This window comes from Erwinia rhapontici, from assembly GCF_012271765.1.
In the GTDB taxonomy this organism is placed as follows: Bacteria; Pseudomonadota; Gammaproteobacteria; order Enterobacterales; family Enterobacteriaceae; genus Erwinia; species Erwinia rhapontici.
Genome location: NZ_VRKO01000003.1, coordinates 145308 through 163918, shown reverse-complemented (window position 1 = coordinate 163918; position 18611 = coordinate 145308). Strand labels below are relative to the sequence as shown.

12 protein-coding genes are annotated in these 18611 nt (G+C 57.3%); 8 read left to right on the top strand and 4 right to left on the bottom strand.

Annotated features, from left to right (window positions below; genetic code table 11):
* Window positions 1–81 precede the first annotated feature (81 nt).
* The 7 genes from FVB43_RS01750 to lplT all read left to right on the top strand — a co-directional run bounded on the left by FVB43_RS01750 (window position 82) and on the right by lplT (window position 14162).
* Window positions 82–1317, top strand: coding sequence for an MdtA/MuxA family multidrug efflux RND transporter periplasmic adaptor subunit (locus FVB43_RS01750; RefSeq protein ID WP_159337908.1), 1236 nt, complete (start codon window positions 82–84; stop codon window positions 1315–1317).
* The gene (locus FVB43_RS01745; RefSeq protein WP_167863296.1) at window positions 1314–4505 is read left to right on the top strand and encodes an efflux RND transporter permease subunit; all 3192 of its coding nucleotides are present in this window, start codon (window positions 1314–1316) and stop codon (window positions 4503–4505) included. The genes FVB43_RS01750 and FVB43_RS01745 overlap by 4 nt, the downstream gene beginning before the upstream one ends.
* Window positions 4502–7600, top strand: a complete 3099-nt coding sequence (locus FVB43_RS01740; RefSeq protein ID WP_133846091.1) for an efflux RND transporter permease subunit — start codon at window positions 4502–4504, stop codon at window positions 7598–7600. The genes FVB43_RS01745 and FVB43_RS01740 overlap by 4 nt, the downstream gene beginning before the upstream one ends.
* Before the next feature lie 16 nt (window positions 7601–7616).
* On the top strand, window positions 7617–9008 hold the full coding sequence (locus FVB43_RS01735) for an efflux transporter outer membrane subunit (RefSeq protein WP_167863295.1): 1392 nt from the start codon (window positions 7617–7619) through the stop codon (window positions 9006–9008).
* Window positions 9009–9109: 101 nt separating this feature from the next.
* On the top strand, window positions 9110–10663 hold the full coding sequence (locus FVB43_RS01730; protein WP_133846089.1) for a methyl-accepting chemotaxis protein: 1554 nt from the start codon (window positions 9110–9112) through the stop codon (window positions 10661–10663).
* 128 nt (window positions 10664–10791) lie between these two features.
* Window positions 10792–12948, top strand: a complete 2157-nt coding sequence (aas, locus tag FVB43_RS01725) for a bifunctional acyl-ACP--phospholipid O-acyltransferase/long-chain-fatty-acid--ACP ligase (protein WP_159337916.1) — start codon at window positions 10792–10794, stop codon at window positions 12946–12948.
* The gene (gene lplT, locus FVB43_RS01720) at window positions 12945–14162 is read left to right on the top strand and encodes a lysophospholipid transporter LplT (protein WP_133846087.1); all 1218 of its coding nucleotides are present in this window, start codon (window positions 12945–12947) and stop codon (window positions 14160–14162) included. The genes aas and lplT overlap by 4 nt, the downstream gene beginning before the upstream one ends.
* Window positions 14163–14210: 48 nt before the next feature.
* Here the strand turns inward: lplT and FVB43_RS01715 are convergent, their stop codons facing one another.
* The 4 genes from FVB43_RS01715 to mutH all read right to left on the bottom strand — a co-directional run bounded on the left by FVB43_RS01715 (window position 14211) and on the right by mutH (window position 17387).
* Window positions 14211–15251, bottom strand: coding sequence for an NADP(H)-dependent aldo-keto reductase (locus FVB43_RS01715; RefSeq protein ID WP_133846086.1), 1041 nt, complete (start codon window positions 15249–15251; stop codon window positions 14211–14213).
* A 247-nt stretch (window positions 15252–15498) separates the two neighbouring features.
* A complete protein-coding gene (locus FVB43_RS01710) occupies window positions 15499–15714 on the bottom strand; it encodes a YgdI/YgdR family lipoprotein (protein WP_133846085.1) in 216 nt (71 codons plus the stop codon).
* Window positions 15715–15890: 176 nt separating this feature from the next.
* On the bottom strand, window positions 15891–16601 hold the full coding sequence (locus FVB43_RS01705) for a TerC family protein (RefSeq protein ID WP_133846084.1): 711 nt from the start codon (window positions 16599–16601) through the stop codon (window positions 15891–15893).
* 99 nt (window positions 16602–16700) lie between these two features.
* A complete protein-coding gene (mutH, locus tag FVB43_RS01700; RefSeq protein WP_374760154.1) occupies window positions 16701–17387 on the bottom strand; it encodes a DNA mismatch repair endonuclease MutH in 687 nt (228 codons plus the stop codon).
* Window positions 17388–18072: 685 nt separating this feature from the next.
* Here mutH and rppH point away from each other — a divergent pair.
* Window positions 18073–18600, top strand: a complete 528-nt coding sequence (rppH, locus tag FVB43_RS01695; protein ID WP_133846082.1) for an RNA pyrophosphohydrolase — start codon at window positions 18073–18075, stop codon at window positions 18598–18600.
* Window positions 18601–18611: the final 11 nt, after the last annotated feature.

Sequence of the window (18611 nt, the reverse complement as noted above, 5' to 3'; positions counted from 1 at the left end):
CCTGGCCCACATTAAATTTCTGTCGCGGCGGTGATTACCGGCGTGTTTATCCTCTTGCTGCATCTTATTGAACAGAGCCTCATGACCGTTACCTCCCCGAAGAAGTCGCACGCCCGGCGTAAAATCATCCTCTGCGTTATTTTGCTATTGCTCGCCGCTGCTCTGGCCTGGCGTTTCTGGCCGCACGGTCAGAACGGAGCCGGTGGCCCTGGCGGTATGCGTGGCCCGGGGGGCCCGGGTGGGCCAGGACAGACGATGGCGGGCATGACGACGCCAGTGCACACTGGCCCCGTGGTGCTGGCTGATGTGCCGGTCTATCTGACGGCGCTGGGTACGGTGATCCCCAATGCGACGGTGACCGTGACCAGCCGTGTCGACGGACAGCTGACGCACGTCTGGTTCAAAGAAGGGCAGAAAGTGGCCGCCGGGCAGGTGCTGGCGCAGATCGACCCGCGCAGCTACCAGGCAACGCTGGCGCAGTATCAGGGCGATCTGAACCAAAATCAGGCACTGCTGAAAAGCGCGCAACTGACGCTGGCCCGTTATCAAAAACTGTATGCTCAGGACTCGCTGGCGCGTCAGGACCTCGACACCCAGATCGCCACGGTCGGGCAGTACAGCGGGGCGGTCAAAGCCGACCAGGCACAAATTGACGCCGCCAGACTCAATATTGAATATGCGCGTATCACCGCCCCGATCAGCGGGCGCGTTGGCCTGCGTCTGGTGGATGCCGGTAATATGGTGCAGAGCAGCTCAACGACCGGGCTGGTGACCATCACACAGACGCAACCCGCCGCCGTCACCTTCAGCGTGCCGCAGAGCAATATTCCCACGTTGCTGAAAGTACTGCACAACGATCAAAGCCTGCCTGCCACCGCGTTCGACCAGCAGGGCAGCAGCGAGCTGGCGCAGGGGGAAGTGCAGTTCATCAGTAACCAGATTGATACCAGCACAGGCACCGTTACGCTGAAAGCGCAGTTTGCCAACCTCGACGAGTCGCTCTATCCCAATCAGTTTGTTAACCTGCGCCTGCAAACCAGCACTCTGAAACAGGCGACGGTGATCCCCGGGCAAGCGCTGCAACTGAGCAGCGATGGCAGCTTTGTGTACGTGGTCAATAAAGACAACACGGTGACCCGCAAAGCGGTGAAAACCGGGCCGGTGTTTGGCAGCGACCAGCAGGCGATCCTTGAAGGCGTCAGCGCCGGTCAGCAGGTGGTGACGGAAGGCATCGACCGTCTGACTGACGGCAGTAAAGTCTCGGTGGTCACCGCCGAAGAGACGGCCGCCGCTATCGGGGGCAAGAAAGCGCAATGAACCCATCGCGCATCTTTATCGAACGCCCGGTAGCCACCATCCTGCTGATGGTGGGCGTGCTGATTTCCGGTATTTTTGCCTACCGTATGCTCTCCACATCGGCGTTGCCGCAGGTGGATTATCCGACCATTCAGGTCACCACACTCTATCCCGGTGCCAGCCCGGATGTGATGGCCTCATCCGTGACGGCACCGCTGGAGCGCCAGCTTGGGCAGATGTCAGGCCTCAGCCAGATGGCCTCCAGCAGTTCCAGCGGTTCGTCGGTGATCAGCCTGAAGTTCTCTCTCGATCTGTCACTGGATGTGGCCGAACAGGAAGTGCAGGCGGCGATCAATGCCGCCGACAGTCTGCTGCCAACCGACTTACCCAATCCGCCGACCTATAAAAAGGTCAACCCGGCGGACAGCGCGGTGATCACCTTAGCCGCCAGTTCAGACACGCTGCCGCTGACCAAAGTGCAGGATTTGGTGAACACCCGTATTGCGCTAAAACTGTCACAGATTTCCGGGGTGGGGATGGTGACGCTGGCCGGGGGGCATCAGCCTGCCATCCGCGTGCAGATGGACCCGAAAGCGCTGGCCGCACATGGCCTGACGCTGGAGGACGTCAATACGCTGGTCAGCAACAGCAACGTCAATGGGTCGAAAGGGGGCTTTGATGGTCAGTACCATTCGGTCACCATCGATGCCAACGATCAGCTGCGCACTGCCGCTGAATACGGCAACCTGATCCTGACCTGGAAAAATGGTTCGGCGCTGCGTCTGCGCGACCTGGCGCACATTGAAGAAGCGGCTGAGAATACTTATCAGTCGGCGTGGGCCAATAACGCACCGGCGATTGTCATCAGCGTGCAGCGCCAGCCGGGCGCTAACGTGATTTCGGTAGTGGACAGCATTAAAGCGCAGCTGCCGACACTCCAGGCCGCGCTGCCGGACGGCGTCAAAGTCACCGTGCTGTCGGATCGTACCCAGACCATTCGCGCATCGATTAGCGATGTGCAGTTTGAGCTGATGCTGTCGATTGCGCTGGTGGTGATGGTGACCTTCCTGTTCCTGCGCAACGTTGCGGCGACGCTGATCCCAAGCGTTGCCGTGCCGCTGTCGCTGGTGGGCACCTTTGGCGTGATGTATCTCGCCGGATTCAGCCTCAATAACCTGTCGCTGATGGCGCTGACGGTAGCCACCGGTTTCGTGATTGATGATGCCATTGTGGTGGTGGAGAACATCTCCCGCCGTCTGGAAAAGGGCGAAAGCCCGATGGAAGCCGCACTGAAAGGCTCGCAGCAGATCGGCTTTACCATCATTTCCCTGACGTTCTCGCTGATTGCGGTACTGATCCCGCTGCTGTTTATGGGGGATGTGGTGGGGCGATTGTTCCGCGAATTTGCCATCACGCTGGCAGTGTCGATACTGGTTTCCATGCTGGTGTCGCTGACCCTGACGCCGATGCTGTGTGCCTATTTGCTGCGCCATATTCCTGCACACCGCCAGACGCGCTTCTACCGCAAAGGCGGCGAGTTCTTTGACAAGCTGGTGGCCGGATATGATCGCTTGCTGACCGTCGTCCTCAACCATCAACGGCTAACGCTGTGTGTCGCGTTAGCCACCCTGGCCCTGACGGCGTTGCTCTATCTGGTGGTGCCGAAGGGGTTCTTCCCGGCGCAGGACACCGGGTTGATCCAGGGCGTCACCGTCGCCTCTCAGGATGTGTCATTTAAAGAGATGTCACGGCGTCAGCAGCAGCTGGCGGAAATTATCCTGAAAAACCCGGCGGTCGAAAGCCTCTCTTCGACGGTGGGGATCGACGGCAGTAATACCAGCCTGAACAGCGGCCGTTTGCAGATTAACCTCAAGTCGTTTGACGAGCGCGATGAACGCGCCGACAGCGTAATTGCCGAGCTGCAACAGGCGACGGCGGGGGTGCCGGGCATCTCACTGTATCTGCAATCCGCGCAGGATCTGACGGTGAACGATCAGGTTACCCCGGATCGCTACCAACTGACGCTTGATGATGCGGATAGCCAGAACCTGGTGGCGTGGTCCCCGAAGCTGGTCAGCGCATTGCAGCAGCGCCCGGAATTCAGCTCGGTGGTCAGTAACCTGCAGGATCAGGGGCAGGTGGCATACGTTGAGCTGAACCGCGATGCCGCCGCCCGTTACGGCATTACTGCCTCAGACGTAGACACCGCGCTGTATAACGCCTTTGGTCAGCGCCTGATCTCCACCATTTTCACCCAGTCGAATCAGTATCGCGTGGTGCTGGAAGTGGCGCCTGCATTCCAGCAGTCTCCGGCCTCGTTTGATGATATCTATCTGCAACCCTCAACCAGCAGCAGTGCGTCATCATCAACCAGTACAACCAGCACCAGCACGACCAGCAGCAGTTCAACGGACAGCACAACGAGCACCACCACCAGTGGCATGGTGAAACTGACCTCGGTCGCCAGCATACACCTGCGTACCGGATCGCTGGTACATATGCGGCTGAATCAGTTCCCGGCGGTGACTGTCTCCTTCAATCTCAATGATGGCTATTCGCTGGAACAGGCGCAGCAGGCCATCAGTGAGGAGAGCACTTCACTGGCGGTGCCGCCGTCGATTACCCTGCGTTATCAGGGCGAAGCGGCGGCATTCCAGAGTGCAACCGGCAATACGCTGTGGCTGATCCTCGCAGCGCTGCTGACCATGTATGTGGTACTGGGTATTCTTTACGAGAGCTTTATTCACCCGGTGACCATTCTCTCCACGCTGCCGTCGGCGGCGGTAGGGGCGCTGCTGACGCTGATGCTGGCGGATACCGAATTCAGCCTGATCGCACTGATCGGGGTGATCCTGCTGATCGGCATTGTGAAAAAGAACGCCATTATGATGATCGACTTTGCGCTGGAGGCCGAGCACAAGCAGCACCTCAGCCCCCGTGAGGCGATCCACCAGGCCTGCCTGCTGCGCTTCCGTCCGATTCTGATGACCACCATGGCGGCATTGCTGGGTGCGCTGCCGCTGATGCTGGCTTCCGGTTCGGGTGCAGAGCTGCGTCAGCCGTTGGGCCTGGTGATTGTTGGCGGGCTGATCTTCAGCCAGGTGCTGACACTGTTTTCCACCCCGGTGATCTACCTGTGGTTTGATGGGCTGTCACAGCGCATGAAACGTTATCTGCGCCGCTCAGACGCCGCACGGGGGCGTGAATGAGTATGACGCGTCTGTTTATTTTCCGCCCGGTTGCCACGCTGTTACTCACACTGGCGCTGGTGTTGCTGGGGGCGCTGGGCTATCGACTGCTGCCGGTCGCCCCGCTGCCGACGGTGGATTTCCCGACCATTATGGTGTCGGCTGACCTGCCGGGAGCCAGCCCGGAAACGATGGCTGCCACGGTGGCCACGCCGCTGGAGCGTGCGCTGGGGCAGATTGCCGGTATCACTGAGATGACCTCGGAGAGTTCTCAAGGTTCGACCAATATCATCCTGCAGTTTGCCCTCGATCGCGATATAAACGGCGCGGCGCGCGATGTGCAGGCCGCCATCAACGCAGCGCGCAGCCTGCTGCCGAGCAGTATGCCGTCGCTACCGACCTACCAGAAAGCCAACCCGTCCGATGCCCCGGTGCTGATGATGGCGCTGTCCTCCACCACGCGCACCAGCGCTGAGCTGTACGATCTGGCCGACAGTAAAATCAAACAGAAGATCGCCCAGGTGACGGGCGTGGGGGATGTTTCCCTGCGCGGGAGTGCCCTGCCTGCGGTGCGAATTGACCTGCAACCTCAGCAGTTAAGCCAGGCGGGTGTGTCACTGGACAGCGTGCGTGAAGCCATCGCTAACAGCACCACCAATTTGCCGAAAGGGAGGCTGGAAGGGAAAAGCCAGTCATGGATGGTGGACGGCAACGGCCAGCTCGATCAGGCCAGCCAGTACCGTAATTTGGTGGTCAGCTACAGCAACGGGCTTGCCATTCACCTGAGCGATGTCGCTAAGGTGTCTGATTCCGTGGAAGATAACTACAGCGCTGGTTTCTATAACGGTTCACCGTCGGTGACCATCGGTGTGACCCGTTCCGCCGGGGCTAACATGCTGGAGACCATCGATGGCATTAAAGCCCAACTGCCGCTGATTGAAAAAGATCTGCCCGCTGACGTGAAACTGACCATTGTGGTCGACCGTTCGCCCAACGTGCGCGCCTCGCTGTATGAAACCGAAGAGACCTTGCTGATTGCCATGCTGCTGGTGATCGGCGTGGTGTTTGTTTTCCTGCGCGATGTGCGTGCGCTGGTGATCCCGGCGCTGGCGCTGCCGGTATCGCTGATTGGCACCTGCGCGGTGATGTATTTGTGCGGCTACAGCCTCGATAACCTGTCGTTGATGGCGCTGATTATCGCCACCGGCTTTGTGGTGGATGATGCCATCGTGGTGCTGGAAAATATCACCCGCTACATCGAAGAGGGGCTCAGCCCGGTGCGCGCCTCGATCAAAGGTGCGCAGGAAGTGAGTTTCACCGTGCTGTCGATGACGCTGTCGTTGGTGGCGGTGTTTATCCCGATCCTGCTGATGGGCAGTATTGTCGGGCGCCTGTTCCGCGAGTTTGCCGTGACGCTCACCGCCTCACTGATTATCTCCATGCTGGTCTCACTCAGCCTGACCCCGATGCTCTGTTCGCGTCTGCTGAAGCGTAAACCGGCGGTGACGAAACGCCCACATCCGCTCTATCAGTGGATTGAAAATGGCCTCAACCGCCTGCTGGCTGCCTATGCCGCTGCGCTGACATGGGTGATGCGCCATCAGCGCCTGACGATGTTCAGCCTGCTGCTGACCGTAATCCTTAACGTCTTTCTCTATTCGGTGGTGCAGAAGGGATTCTTCCCGAACCAGGATACCGGGCTGCTGATGGGCATGATGCGTGCCGATCAGAACGTCTCATTCCAGGCGATGGAACCGAAAGTGAAAGCCTATGCAGCGATGATCGAAAAAGATCCGGCGGTGGATGGGGTGATGTCTTCGATGGGCAGCGGGGCATTTGGCTCGCGTAATACCGCCATGTTTTTCGTCCATCTGAAAGATTTCGACCAGCGTGATGCCAGTGCCAGCGAAGTGGCCAACCGCCTCAGCGGTAAAACCCAGAATGTGCCTGGCGTGGAGCTGTTCCTGATGGCGGCGCAGGATCTGCATATCGGCGGGCGCAGTGCGAATGCCTCGTATCAGTACAGCCTGCAGGCTGACGATCTGGATACGCTACGTATCTGGACACCGAAAGTGAAGGCGGCGCTGGAGCAGATCCCCCTGCTGACCAGCATTGACTCTGACTCGCAGACCGGCGGGCAGGAAGTGATGATCACTATCGATCGTGACCGCGCCACCCGGCTGGGCGTGGATGTGCAGATGCTGGATGACATGCTGAATAACGCCTTCAGCCAGCGTCAGGTTGCCACGCTTTACAAAACGCTGAATCAGTATCATGTGGTGATGTCACTCAGCCCGGAATGGACGCGCGACCCGGATACGCTCAACACGCTGTTTGTGGTCAATGACAGCGGCGATCGCATTCCGCTGTCGGCTTTTGCCAGCATTAGCGGCAGCAATGCACCGTTATCGGTTAACCATCAGGGGCAGTCGGCCACCAGCACCATTGCCTTTAACCTCCAGGACGGTGCATCCCTTGAAGCGGCGCAGGCGGCAGTGAAAACGGCGATGGCAAAAATTGGCCTGCCGAACACCATTCAGGCCGGTTTTGCCGGCACCGCGCAGGCCTTTGCCGAGCTGAATGCCTCAATGCCGTGGTTGATCCTCGCGGCGCTGGCTGCGGTGTATATTGTGCTGGGGATGCTGTATGAAAGTTATATTCATCCGTTAACCATTCTCTCCACGCTGCCGTCCGCCGGGGTGGGCGCGCTGCTGCTGATGCTGTTAACCGGCACGGAGCTGACGGTGATCGCGCTGATCGGCATCCTGTTGTTGATTGGCATCGTGAAAAAGAACGCCATTATGATGATCGACTTTGCGCTGGCGGCCGAACGTAAGCAAGGAATGACACCACAACAGGCGATCACTCAGGCCTGTCTGATGCGCTTCCGTCCGATAATGATGACCACCCTGGCGGCGTTCTTCGGCGCACTGCCGCTGGCGCTGGGCAGCGGGGGAGATGCCGATCTGCGCAGCCCGCTGGGGCTGGCGATTGCCGGTGGCCTGGCCCTGAGCCAGTTACTGACCTTATTCACTACTCCGGTGGTGTACCTCTATCTTGACCGCGTCAGTCGTGCCACACGACGTCAGTGGCTGCGCCTGCGTCATGCTGAATAACTCAATAATGATGAAAATGAAAAAACTCACTCCTCTTGTACTGGCATTGCTGATTGGCGGATGTGCCGTTGGCCCGGATTACCAGCGCCCGACAGCCCCGACCGCGTTGCAGTATAAAGAGGCCAAAGGCTGGCAGCAGGCCACGCCACAGGATCAGCTCAGCAAAGGCGACTGGTGGGCGGTGTATCACGACAGCACGCTGGATAGCCTGCTGCGTCAGGTGAAGATTTCGAATCAGAACGTGGCGCAGTATGAAGCCCTGTACCGCCAGGCGCTGGCGCTGGCCTCAGAATCGCGCAGCGATCTGCTACCAACGGTCACCGGGACGGGCAGTTCGACGCGCAGCGGGGCATCTGCCACCACCAGCACCAGCGGTCAGTCGGTCAGTAACAGCCACGCATTGCAGGCTTCCGCGTCCTGGGAGCTGGATCTCTGGGGCAAACTGCGCCGCACGCTGGAGGAGAACCGGGCCAGCGCAGAGGCCAGCGCGGCCGAACTGGCGAATATGACCCTCAGCGCCCAGTCAACGCTGGCACAGGACTATTTCCAGCTGCGCATTCTTGACCAGCGCATCGCGCTGTATCAGAAAAGCGTGGATGCCTATCAGCGCTATCTGACGGTTATCCAGAATAAATACCAGGCAGGCAGTGAATCACGCGGCACCCTGGCGCAGGCGGAAACCCAGCTTGAAAGCGCACGGGCTTCGGCGCTCGATCTCAGCTGGCAACGTGCTCAGCTTGAACATGCGATTGCGGTACTGATGGGGAAAACCCCGGCAGAGTTTAGCCTCGCGGTGGCACCGCTTCAGGCCACACTGCCGGCGGCACCAGTGACATTGCCCGCAGATTTACTGCAACGCCGCCCGGATATCGCCCAGGCAGAACGCACGGTGGCCGCCGCCAATGCCGCCGTAGGCGTGGCGATTGCCGGTTACTACCCGGATCTGACGCTCAGCGCCAGCGCGGGCTATTCCAGTTCCAGCTTCAGTCATCTGCTGACCTTACCCAATCGCGTCTGGTCGCTGGGACCCAGCCTGAGCGGTACGCTGCTTGATTTCGGAGCCACCTCCGCGAAAGTGGATCAGGCACGCGCCGCGTACGATGCGGATGTGGCCAGCTATCGGCAGACCGTGTTGTCCGGCTTTGAAGAGGTCGAAAACTATCTGGTGGCACTGCGCACCTTCGAGGCGGAAATGCAGGCGCAGCAGCGTGCGGCGGCCTCAGCACAGGAGTCCGCACGCGTCACTAACAATCAGTATCAGGCAGGGATGATCGACTATCTCGACGTGGCCACCACCGAGAATACCAGCCTGACCCAGCAGCAGAGCCTGCTGACACTGCAAAGCACCCAGTGGGTGACCAGCGTGCAGCTGATTGTAGCAACCGGTGGCGGCTGGAAAACGCCGTAGTATGGGGCATGGGCGGGCACGTGCCCGCCCCTACAGTTATCCTCTCTTCCTGCCGATATACCCGCTATAGCCTAAAAAAAACTTCACCTGCGGAAAATATCATGATCAAAAATCTCTCGATTCGTACCGGGTTGCTTCTCCTGCTCGCGCTTATGGCACTGATCCTGCTGGTGGTTAGCGTGCTGGGCGTGGTGGCGATTGGTAAATCTTACGACGCGCTGAATGCGGTCAACCTGACCCAGGGCGTGCAGCTAGGCAACCTTGCCAGCAGTAACACCAACATGCAGCGTATCCGCGTGGTGGCTTCACTGGCGGTGCGGAATATTGAACTGGGTAAACTACCGGAAGGGGCCGCCGCGGCTGAACGTGCGGGCAAGTATGCGGCGGCAGCCCATGATGACCTTGCGCGCTTCTTTACCGCCGTCAAAGGCAGCGGCAAGGGCGAAGCGCTCGGAGAGGATATTAACCGCGCCTACCAGACGTATATGAGTGAAGGGCTGAAGCCGATGATTGAGGCTCTGCAACAGCGTGACCTCACCACCTATTACGCCATGATTGATACCCGTCTGCGCCCGCTGGGCATCGCCTTCGACCAGGCCAACAAAGCGTTCTTTGATTATGCCCAGTTAACCGGGCAGCAGCAGCTTGAGCAGGCCAGCGCCGATCGTACGCGGATGCTGGTGTTGATCGCTATCTGCTTTGTGCTGACGCTGGTGCTGATTGCACTGGGGTGGATGGTGCTGCGGGTGATGCTGCTGAAACCGCTGAATCAGGCGGTGAATCAGCTGGAGTTTATTGCCAGCGGTGACCTGACCCGGCCGCTGCCGGAAGCGGGCAGCAATGAACTGGGCCGCCTGAATGCCGGGCTGGCGCTGATGCAGCAATCACTGATGAACTCGGTCAGCCGGGTGCGTGATGCCAGCCTTGCGATTGAAACAGGCAGTGCCGAGCTGGCGAACGGTAATGACGATCTGTCGCGCCGTACCGAAATTTCTGCATCCTCGCTGGAAGAGACCGCCGCCAGCATGGAACAACTGACGGCAACAGTAAAACATAATGCTGAAAATGCCCGTCATGGTCATGAACTGTCGGAAAATGTCTCGGGTACGGCCAGTGCCGGTAACCACCTGATGAGTGATGTGATGAATAATATGAAGGAGATTTCCCGCAGCTCCGATCGTATTGCCAGCATTCTTGAAGTGATCGATGGTATCGCTTTCCAGACCAATATCCTGGCGCTGAATGCCTCAGTAGAAGCCGCACGTGCCGGCGAGCAGGGGCGGGGCTTCGCGGTGGTGGCGAATGAAGTACGTACCCTGGCTCAGCGCAGTGCGCAGGCATCAAAAGAGATCCACGCACTGATTGCCGACTCACGCAGCCGCGTGGATACCGGATCGCAGTTGACCGCTAAAGCCAGCGATACCATGAATACCATCGCCGGGCAGATCGCCAGCATCAATGTGCTGATGGGGGAGATCGCCAACGCCTCGCGTGAACAGAGCCAGGGCATTGACCAGGTGAACGTTGCCGTCAGCCAGATGGAAGAGGTGGCGCAGCAGAATGCCGCACTGGTAGAAGAGTCTGCCGTGGCCACCCGTTCACTGGAAGATCAGAGCCAGCAGCTGGTGCAGGCGATGGCGGTATTTAAAATATAATCGGCGACGCACGGGGCGAACCGATCGCCCCGTCACCGAATAGACAGGGAAAAAACCATTAGATATTGAGTTGTCCGCACCTTTGCTGCATCGTTAACGCAATTTGTTACAGCGAAAAAGGACAAAGCATGCTGTTCTCTGTGTTGCGTTTTCTGCTACGGGTGCTGTTTGGTGCCCGCCTGACGGGCGATCTCTCCGGGCTTTATAAAGAGAAGGTCTTGATCACCCCGAACCATATGTCATTCATTGATGGCATCCTGCTGGCGGTTTTCCTGCCGGTGAAACCCGTATTTGCCGTCTACTCCTCTATCAGCGAACAGTGGTATATGCGTGCGCTGCGCTCGGTGATCGACTTCGTTCCCCTCGACCCGACCAAACCGATGTCCATCAAACACCTGGTGCGGCTGATTGGCCAGGGGCGCCCGGTGGTGATCTTCCCGGAAGGGCGTATTACCGTGACCGGGTCGCTGATGAAAATCTACGATGGTGCGGGGTTTGTCGCGGCAAAATCGCAGGCGACCGTGGTGCCGCTGCGCATTGAAGGTGCCGAATACACCCTGTTTGGCCGCCTCGCCGGTGTGTTTAAACGCCGTCTGTTTCCACGTATCACTCTGACCGTACTGCCTGCGACGATAATTCCGATGCCCGAAGCACCGCGTGCGCGCGATCGTCGTCGCCTGGCGGGTGAGCATCTGCATCACATCATGATGGAAGCCCGCATGGCGGTACGTCCGCGTGAAACACTGTACCAGGCCTTCCTGGCCGCACGCACCCGCTATGGATTGTTTAAACCCTGCGTGGAAGACGTCAATTTTAAACCTGACAGCTACACCGGGCTGTTGAAAAAGTCGCTCGGAGTGGGGCGTATTCTGGAACGCTACAGCCAGCCGGGGGAATATATCGGCCTGTTACTGCCGAATGCCACCGTCACGGCAGCGGCGATCCTCGGTGCATCAATGCGCGGGCGTATCCCGGCGATGCTGAACTACACCGCAGGCGTGAAAGGGCTGACCAGCGCTCTGACCGCGTCTGAAGTGAAAACGGTGTTCACCTCGCGTCAGTTCCTCGACAAAGGCAAGCTGTGGCATCTGCCGGAAGGCATCCCTCAGGTTCAGTGGATTTACCTCGAAGATCTGAAAGATACCGTCACAACTCAGGACAAACTGTGGATCCTGCGCCATCTGCTGATGCCTTCCCGGGCACAGGTGCCGCAGCAGCCGGAAGATGCCGCGATGGTGCTGTTTACCTCCGGCTCTGAAGGCCACCCGAAAGGGGTGGTGCATTCGCATAAAAGCCTGCTGGCGAACGTTGAACAGATCCGCACCGTGGCTGACTTTACGCCGCGCGATCGTTTTATGTCAGCGTTGCCACTGTTCCACGCCTTTGGCCTGACGGTGGGCCTGTTTACCCCGCTGATGACCGGTGCGGAAGTGTTTCTCTATCCCAGCCCGCTGCACTATCGCATTGTGCCGGAGCTGGTTTATGACCGTAACTGCACCGTGCTGTTTGGCACCTCCACTTTCCTGGGGAACTATGCGCGCTTTGCCAGTCCGTATGACTTTGCCCGTTTACGTTACGTGGTGGCAGGGGCGGAGAAGCTGCAAAACCAGACCCGTGAACTGTGGATGGAGAAATACGGCATCCGTATTCTTGAGGGGTATGGTGTAACGGAGTGCGCGCCAGTGGTGGCGATCAACGTGCCGATGGCCGCGAAATCCCACACCGTGGGTCGCATCCTGCCGGGCATGGATTCGCGCCTGGTTTCTGTACCGGGGATCGAGCAGGGCGGTCTGTTACAGCTGCGTGGCCCGAACATTATGAAAGGCTATCTGCGCGTTGAGCGCCCTGGCGTGCTGGAAGCGCCTCAGGCCGATAACGGCGAAGGTCAGATGGACGCTGGCTGGTATGACACCGGCGATATCGTCAGCTTTGATGAGGGCGGTTTCTGTCAGATTCAGGGGCGCGTGAAGCGCTTTGCGAAAATTGCCGGAGAGATGGTCTCGCTGGAAAGTGTTGAACTGATTGCGCTGAAAGCCTCAGGGGAGAAACAGCATGCGGCAACCATCAAACCGGACGGTAATCGCGGCGAGGCTCTGGTGCTGTTTACCACCGATGCCAGCCTGACCCGCGAACAGTTGACCCGTGCGGCGCGTGAACTGGGCAGCCCTGAGCTGGCTGTTCCCCGTGATATTCGCGTGTTGTCACAGCTGCCGCTGCTGGGCAGCGGTAAACCGGATTTCGTCACTCTGCGTGAAATGGCTGAAAAGTCGGAGGAACAGGCATGAGCACATCCCAGGTGAGTGGTCAGCCGCTATTGTCCAAGGGCATGATGGCGGTGATTGTGGCGCAGTTCTTCTCCGCATTTGGTGACAATGCGCTGCTGTTTGCCACGCTGGCTGTGATGAAATCACTGGTCTACCCGGAGTGGAGCCAGCCGGTGCTGCAAATGATGTTTGTGGCCACCTACATCCTGCTGGCCCCGTTTGTCGGGCAACTGGCCGACAGCTTTGCCAAAGGGCGGGTCATGATGTTTGCCAATGCTCTCAAGCTACTGGGCGCATTGGTGATCTGTTTTGGTTTTGACCCGTTCCTCGGCTACAGCCTGGTGGGGATTGGTGCGGCGGCCTATTCTCCGGCGAAATACGGCATTCTCGGGGAGCTGACCGGCGGTGACACGCTGGTGAAAGCCAACGGTCTGATGGAGTCCTCCACCATTGCCGCTATCCTGCTGGGATCGGTGGCGGGTGGGTTTCTTGCTGACTGGAATCTGACGGCGGCGCTGGTGGCCTGCGTGCTGGCTTATGCGCTGGCGGTGGCGGCGAATGTGCTGATCCCAAAACTGGCGGTCGCACGCGGCGGTCAGTCATGGCATCCGGCCCGCATGTCGGCCAGCTTCTTCCGCGCCTGTGGTACCCTGTGGCGTGATGGCGAAACCCGTTTCTCACTGGTGGGTACCAGTATGTTCTGGGGCGCGGGCGTGACGTTGCGTTTCCTGCTGGTGCTGTGGGTGCCGGTGGCGCTGGGGATTAGCGACAATAAAACGCCGACGCTGCTGAATGCGATGGTGGCGATTGGGATCGTCTTCGGCGCCATTGCCGCAGCGAAGCTGGTGACGTTAAAAACCGTGGGACGCTGTATGCCTGCAGGTGTACTGATTGGCGTGGCGGTGCTGTTCTTCTCATTACAGCAGCAGGCCATCAATGCGTATGTGCTGCTGGTGATTATCGGGATGCTCGGCGGCTTCTTCGTCGTACCGCTTAACGCGTTATTGCAGATGCGTGGCAAAGACTCGGTAGGCACGGGGAATGCGGTGGCAGTACAGAATCTGGGTGAGAACACCGCGATGCTGCTGATGCTTGGGCTTTACACGCTGGCGATTAAGTTTGGTGCGCCGCCAGTGGCGACAGGCGTTGGCTTTGGTGCGCTGTTTGCGCTGGCGATTGCGGTGCTGTGGGGCTGGCAGTTGGCGCAGAAACGCAAAGTTACCCGTCAGCTCTGACGGGGCAGTCAGACCAGGCAGGGCGAACGATCGCCCTGCCTGCGGTTCTTATGGTGCCGGGTAGGTGTAGCGACGGTGAATCGCTTCCAGCCCTTCAATCACCTCTTCATTCAGCGTGACATCATAGCTGTCAATATTGATCTTCAGCTGTTCCAGCGTGGTGGCGCCCAACAGGGTGCTGGCAACAAATGGCTGCTGACGCACGAAGGCCAGCGCCATCTGTGACGGATCTAACCCGTGTTGCTTCGCCAGCGCGACATACTCGGCTACTGCCTGATTCGACTGCTCGCTGCTGTAACGGGTAAAGCGACTGAACAGCGTATTACGCGCCCCGGCAGGTTTCGCGCCGTTAAGGTATTTGCCACTCAGGGTGCCAAACGCCAGGCTGGAGTAAGCCAGCAGTTCAACCCCTTCGTGCTGGCTGATCTCTGCCAGCCCCAGTTCAAAGCTACGGTTTAACAGGCTGTAGGGATTCTGAATGCTGACAATACGCGGCAGTTCATGTTTCTCTGCCAGTTGCAGATAGCGCATCACGCCCCACGGCGTCTCATTGGATACGCCGATATAGCGAATTTTACCTGCGCGCACCTGCTCAGTCAGCGCTTCCAGCGTCTCCAGCAGCGTCACGGTGGCGGCGTTATCGGTGTACTGATAGTTCAGCTTGCCAAAATAGTTGGTCTGACGCTGCGGCCAGTGCAGTTGGTATAAGTCAAGATAGTCGGTGTTCAAACGTTTCAGGCTGGCATCCAGCGCCGTACGAATATTCTTGCGATCCAGCGCCTGATTTGGCCGGATAGAGGCATCGGCACCGCGTACCGGGCCGGAGACTTTAGAGGCGAGAATGACTTTATCGCGGTTGCCACGGGCCTTCAGCCAACTGCCGATATATTGCTCGGTCAGGCCCTGGGTTTCCGGGCGGGGTGGCACAGGGTACATTTCGGCGGTATCAATCAGGTTGATCCCGCGGCTGAGGGCTAAATCCAGTTGTGCATGGGCGTCGGCTTCGCTGTTTTGCTCACCAAACGTCATGGTGCCCAGCCCCAGGGAACTGACTTCCAGGGTGCTGTGAGGGATACGGTGATAATGCATGGCCGGCTTCCTTTTTCATTCGTCAAAGGTCAGGGACATCAGGGCGTCCGCAACAGGGGCTTTTTGCCTGGGGCTGGCAGGTTACGCCAAAAACCCGGTTTTCGACTATAACCGTGCAGCGCGGGTGGGGGAAGAGGGTATTTATCGGGAAGTGCTATAAAGGCCGCTTGAAACTCATCCTTTATCAAGTCGCAGAAGTCGGTTGATTCTGCAACTCGAATGAATGATGGGACTGTTGCGTTAAAAATTAACGCTCAACGATGGACGAGACTTCATCACCGTTAATTTGCAGTTCGTGGCCGGAATCGTCGGTATATTTCACCAGACCAGTATCTTTATCAATCTGCGGCTTACCGTCGGTCATAATCATCTTGCCGTCTTTGGTTGCCATCACATAATTACTGCTGCAACCACTCGCTAATACTGCCATGCCCAGCACCGCTGCGCTAAAAATCCACTTCATCGTTGTCTCCCTTACTCTTCATTACTCAACACTTCAGCATAAGTGTAGTAATAAACTATTTTCCCTGTAGCGATAATAGTATGAGTCTGAAAATGGATCGTGCGCACAACACACCATTGACATTGCATCACCACTATTTCCTTACCCAGCCCGACAGGCCGGGTAAGGAGGTGATGTTACAGCGGACGTTTTTTATTGCGTGCCAGATTGAGGCATTCCACCGCCATAGAGAAGAACATGGCGAAATAGATGTAGCCTTTAGGAATGTGAATATTGAAGCTTTCCAGCATCAGCGTGAAACCCACGAGGATCAGGAACGCCAGCGCCAGCATTTTCACCGACGGATGTCTGTCAACAAAATCACCGATAGCACGCGCGGCAAACATCATCACCAGTACCGCGATCACCACGGCAGCCATCATAATAACCAGATGGTCGGAGAGGCCCACGGCAGTAATGACGGAATCAAGGCTGAAGATAATATCCAGCAGCATGATCTGCACGATAGCGCCGATAAATGAATGCACATTGGTGTTGTGCTCACCGCCGCCACCTTCAATGGTTTCATGAATTTCCATGCTCGACTTCCACAGCAGGAATAATCCACCAAACAGCAGAATCAGATCGCGCGCTGAGAATGCATGATCCATCAGCGTAAACAGCGGGTCCGTCAGGCGGATAACCCATGCAATCGAGGCCAGCAGGCCAAGACGCATCAACATGGCGCCAGCCAGACCGATACGGCGGGCGGTATTCTGTTGATGCTTAGGCAGTTTTGCCACCACCAGCGAGAGGAAAATAATATTATCAATCCCGAGGACAATTTCGAGGATCGTTAGCGTACCGAGCGCTAACCAGGCATTGGGATCGGCAATCCAGTCAAACATGGTAATGTTGCATCCTAAATTCTAATAAAAGTTAAACGAAAGCTAAACGACGATTATACCTAAGGTTTACAGCAGCGGGAAAATCTTTACAGGGGTTTTTTATAGCAGAAAATGCCGGGCCAGCAGCGGGCCGGTAAAGGTTTTCTTCAGGTAAAAACCCCGTGGCAGCGTCATGATCGGCTGCCCGTCACGGCCAATTCCCTCTGTCAGCGCTTTACTGTTCGCCGCTTTCGGCCGGATTTGCAGGAATTCTCCGTGACGTGCGGTAATCTGCTCAACCTGGCCCAGCACGATCATATCCATTAATTCTTCCCAGTCGCGCTGCAACTGCAACTCCTCTGTGGCATCCGGGCTCCATAATAAGGGTGCGCCCACATGGCGCTGTTCCAGTGGAATAGCGCGGTCACCCTCCACGGGCACCCAGAGTACCCGCGTTAGCTTATGGCGTACGTGGCTGTTATGCCAGGTGACGCCGCTGTTGCCGGTCAGCGGTGCCACGCAGACAAACGTGGTTTCCAGCGGGCGGCCGCTGGCATCAACCGGAATCGTTTTCAGCTCAATGCCAATCCCGGCAAAATCCTGCTCTGGCTTACTGCCTGCGCTGGCGCCGAGGTAGCGTTCCAGCAACAGGCCAACCCAGCCTTTGTCGCGTTTTAAATCGCGTGGGATGGGCAGGTGGATGCGCGCTGCCAGTTCGCCCAGCGTATAACCGGCCAGTGCGGCGGCGCGCGCCATCAGTTCGTCTTCATTTTCTGGCGGAGAAACGAGGTAGAGATCACCAGTCATCATCACGTCCGTAATCTGTTCAAAAAATAGCCGTCATTTGCCCACAGAGAAAATATCCCGGACAGGTCTGGGGAAAACACCAATAATAGCATGATAAATCATGTTTTTTTATTGCATCAGGCACGTAAAAAAAAGCCTCTCTCTACAGTTTTACCCGGCTTGCCACCGACAATGAACAGGATCACCGGGGTAGTTATCCACAGAAAAGTGGGATAACTCACTTTTTATAATAATACTGTTTCCATTTACAGCCTTGACGTTGGCTCTTTTCCACTATTTTTCCTTTTTCATGCCTAACTAATCGGCATATTCTGTGGATAACGTGCAAGGCGTTCGATCTTTCACCAGTTGGCGATCAGTGGATGATGACAGCCAAATGACAAGCGGTTGAAAGCCTGTGGTTAACGGCAAAAGATGATGATTAATAGGGGGTTATTCTTAGTTTTAAAAAAGTCGCTCTGTGCCTGTCAAAAAGTTTTCCCCACCTGTTAACAGAGTTCTGCACAAAGCTATCCACAGAAAACGTGAATAAGATCGCACTTTTATCCGGGTATCTGTTTATAACTTTGCAAAAAAGGGCAAGTTATCCCAGCCGGATGCAGTCACATCCCCTAAAAGCAGTGGTTTACCGTCTGTAAGGAGTATGAAACAATCAGAACATCCAGTTTTAGTTTGAGGTAGTCCGGTGATCGATGATGATGGCTACCGCCCGAATGTTGGTATCGTAATTTGTAACAGGCAGGGACAGGTGTTGTGGGCCAGACGTTTTGGTCAGCACTCCTGGCAGTTTCCCCAGGGCGGTATTAACGCAGGGGAGACGGCGGAGCAGGCGATGTACCGCGAACTTTTCGAGGAAGTCGGTTTGAACCGCAAGGATGTCCGCATCCTTGCATCCACCCGTAACTGGTTACGATATAAGTTGCCAAAACGTTTGGTGCGTTGGGACACAAAGCCGGTTTGTATCGGCCAAAAACAGAAGTGGTATCTTCTGCAGTTGATGTGCAATGACGCGGATATCAATATGCAAACCAGCAGCACGCCAGAGTTCGACGGCTGGCGTTGGGTGAGCTTTTGGTATCCGGTACGCCAGGTGGTCTCTTTTAAACGCGATGTTTACCGCCGCGTGATGAAAGAGTTTGCCAGTGTGGTTATGCCCCTGCAGGAGAATACCGTACAGCGAAATGCGCCAGGTTTTCGACGGAAGAGAGGTTAAGCCACGTAGAT

Coding starts and splice junctions, on each gene's coding strand:
- FVB43_RS01750 (WP_159337908.1), top strand. CDS start 82: ATGACCGTTACCTCCCCGAAGAAGTCGCACGCCCGGCGTAAAATCATC.
- FVB43_RS01745 (WP_167863296.1), top strand. CDS start 1,314: ATGAACCCATCGCGCATCTTTATCGAACGCCCGGTAGCCACCATCCTG.
- FVB43_RS01740 (WP_133846091.1), top strand. CDS start 4,502: ATGAGTATGACGCGTCTGTTTATTTTCCGCCCGGTTGCCACGCTGTTA.
- FVB43_RS01735 (WP_167863295.1), top strand. CDS start 7,617: ATGAAAAAACTCACTCCTCTTGTACTGGCATTGCTGATTGGCGGATGT.
- FVB43_RS01730 (WP_133846089.1), top strand. CDS start 9,110: ATGATCAAAAATCTCTCGATTCGTACCGGGTTGCTTCTCCTGCTCGCG.
- aas (WP_159337916.1), top strand. CDS start 10,792: ATGCTGTTCTCTGTGTTGCGTTTTCTGCTACGGGTGCTGTTTGGTGCC.
- lplT (WP_133846087.1), top strand. CDS start 12,945: ATGAGCACATCCCAGGTGAGTGGTCAGCCGCTATTGTCCAAGGGCATG.
- FVB43_RS01715 (WP_133846086.1), bottom strand. CDS start 15,251: ATGCATTATCACCGTATCCCTCACAGCACCCTGGAAGTCAGTTCCCTG.
- FVB43_RS01710 (WP_133846085.1), bottom strand. CDS start 15,714: ATGAAGTGGATTTTTAGCGCAGCGGTGCTGGGCATGGCAGTATTAGCG.
- FVB43_RS01705 (WP_133846084.1), bottom strand. CDS start 16,601: ATGTTTGACTGGATTGCCGATCCCAATGCCTGGTTAGCGCTCGGTACG.
- mutH (WP_374760154.1), bottom strand. CDS start 17,387: ATGACTGGTGATCTCTACCTCGTTTCTCCGCCAGAAAATGAAGACGAA.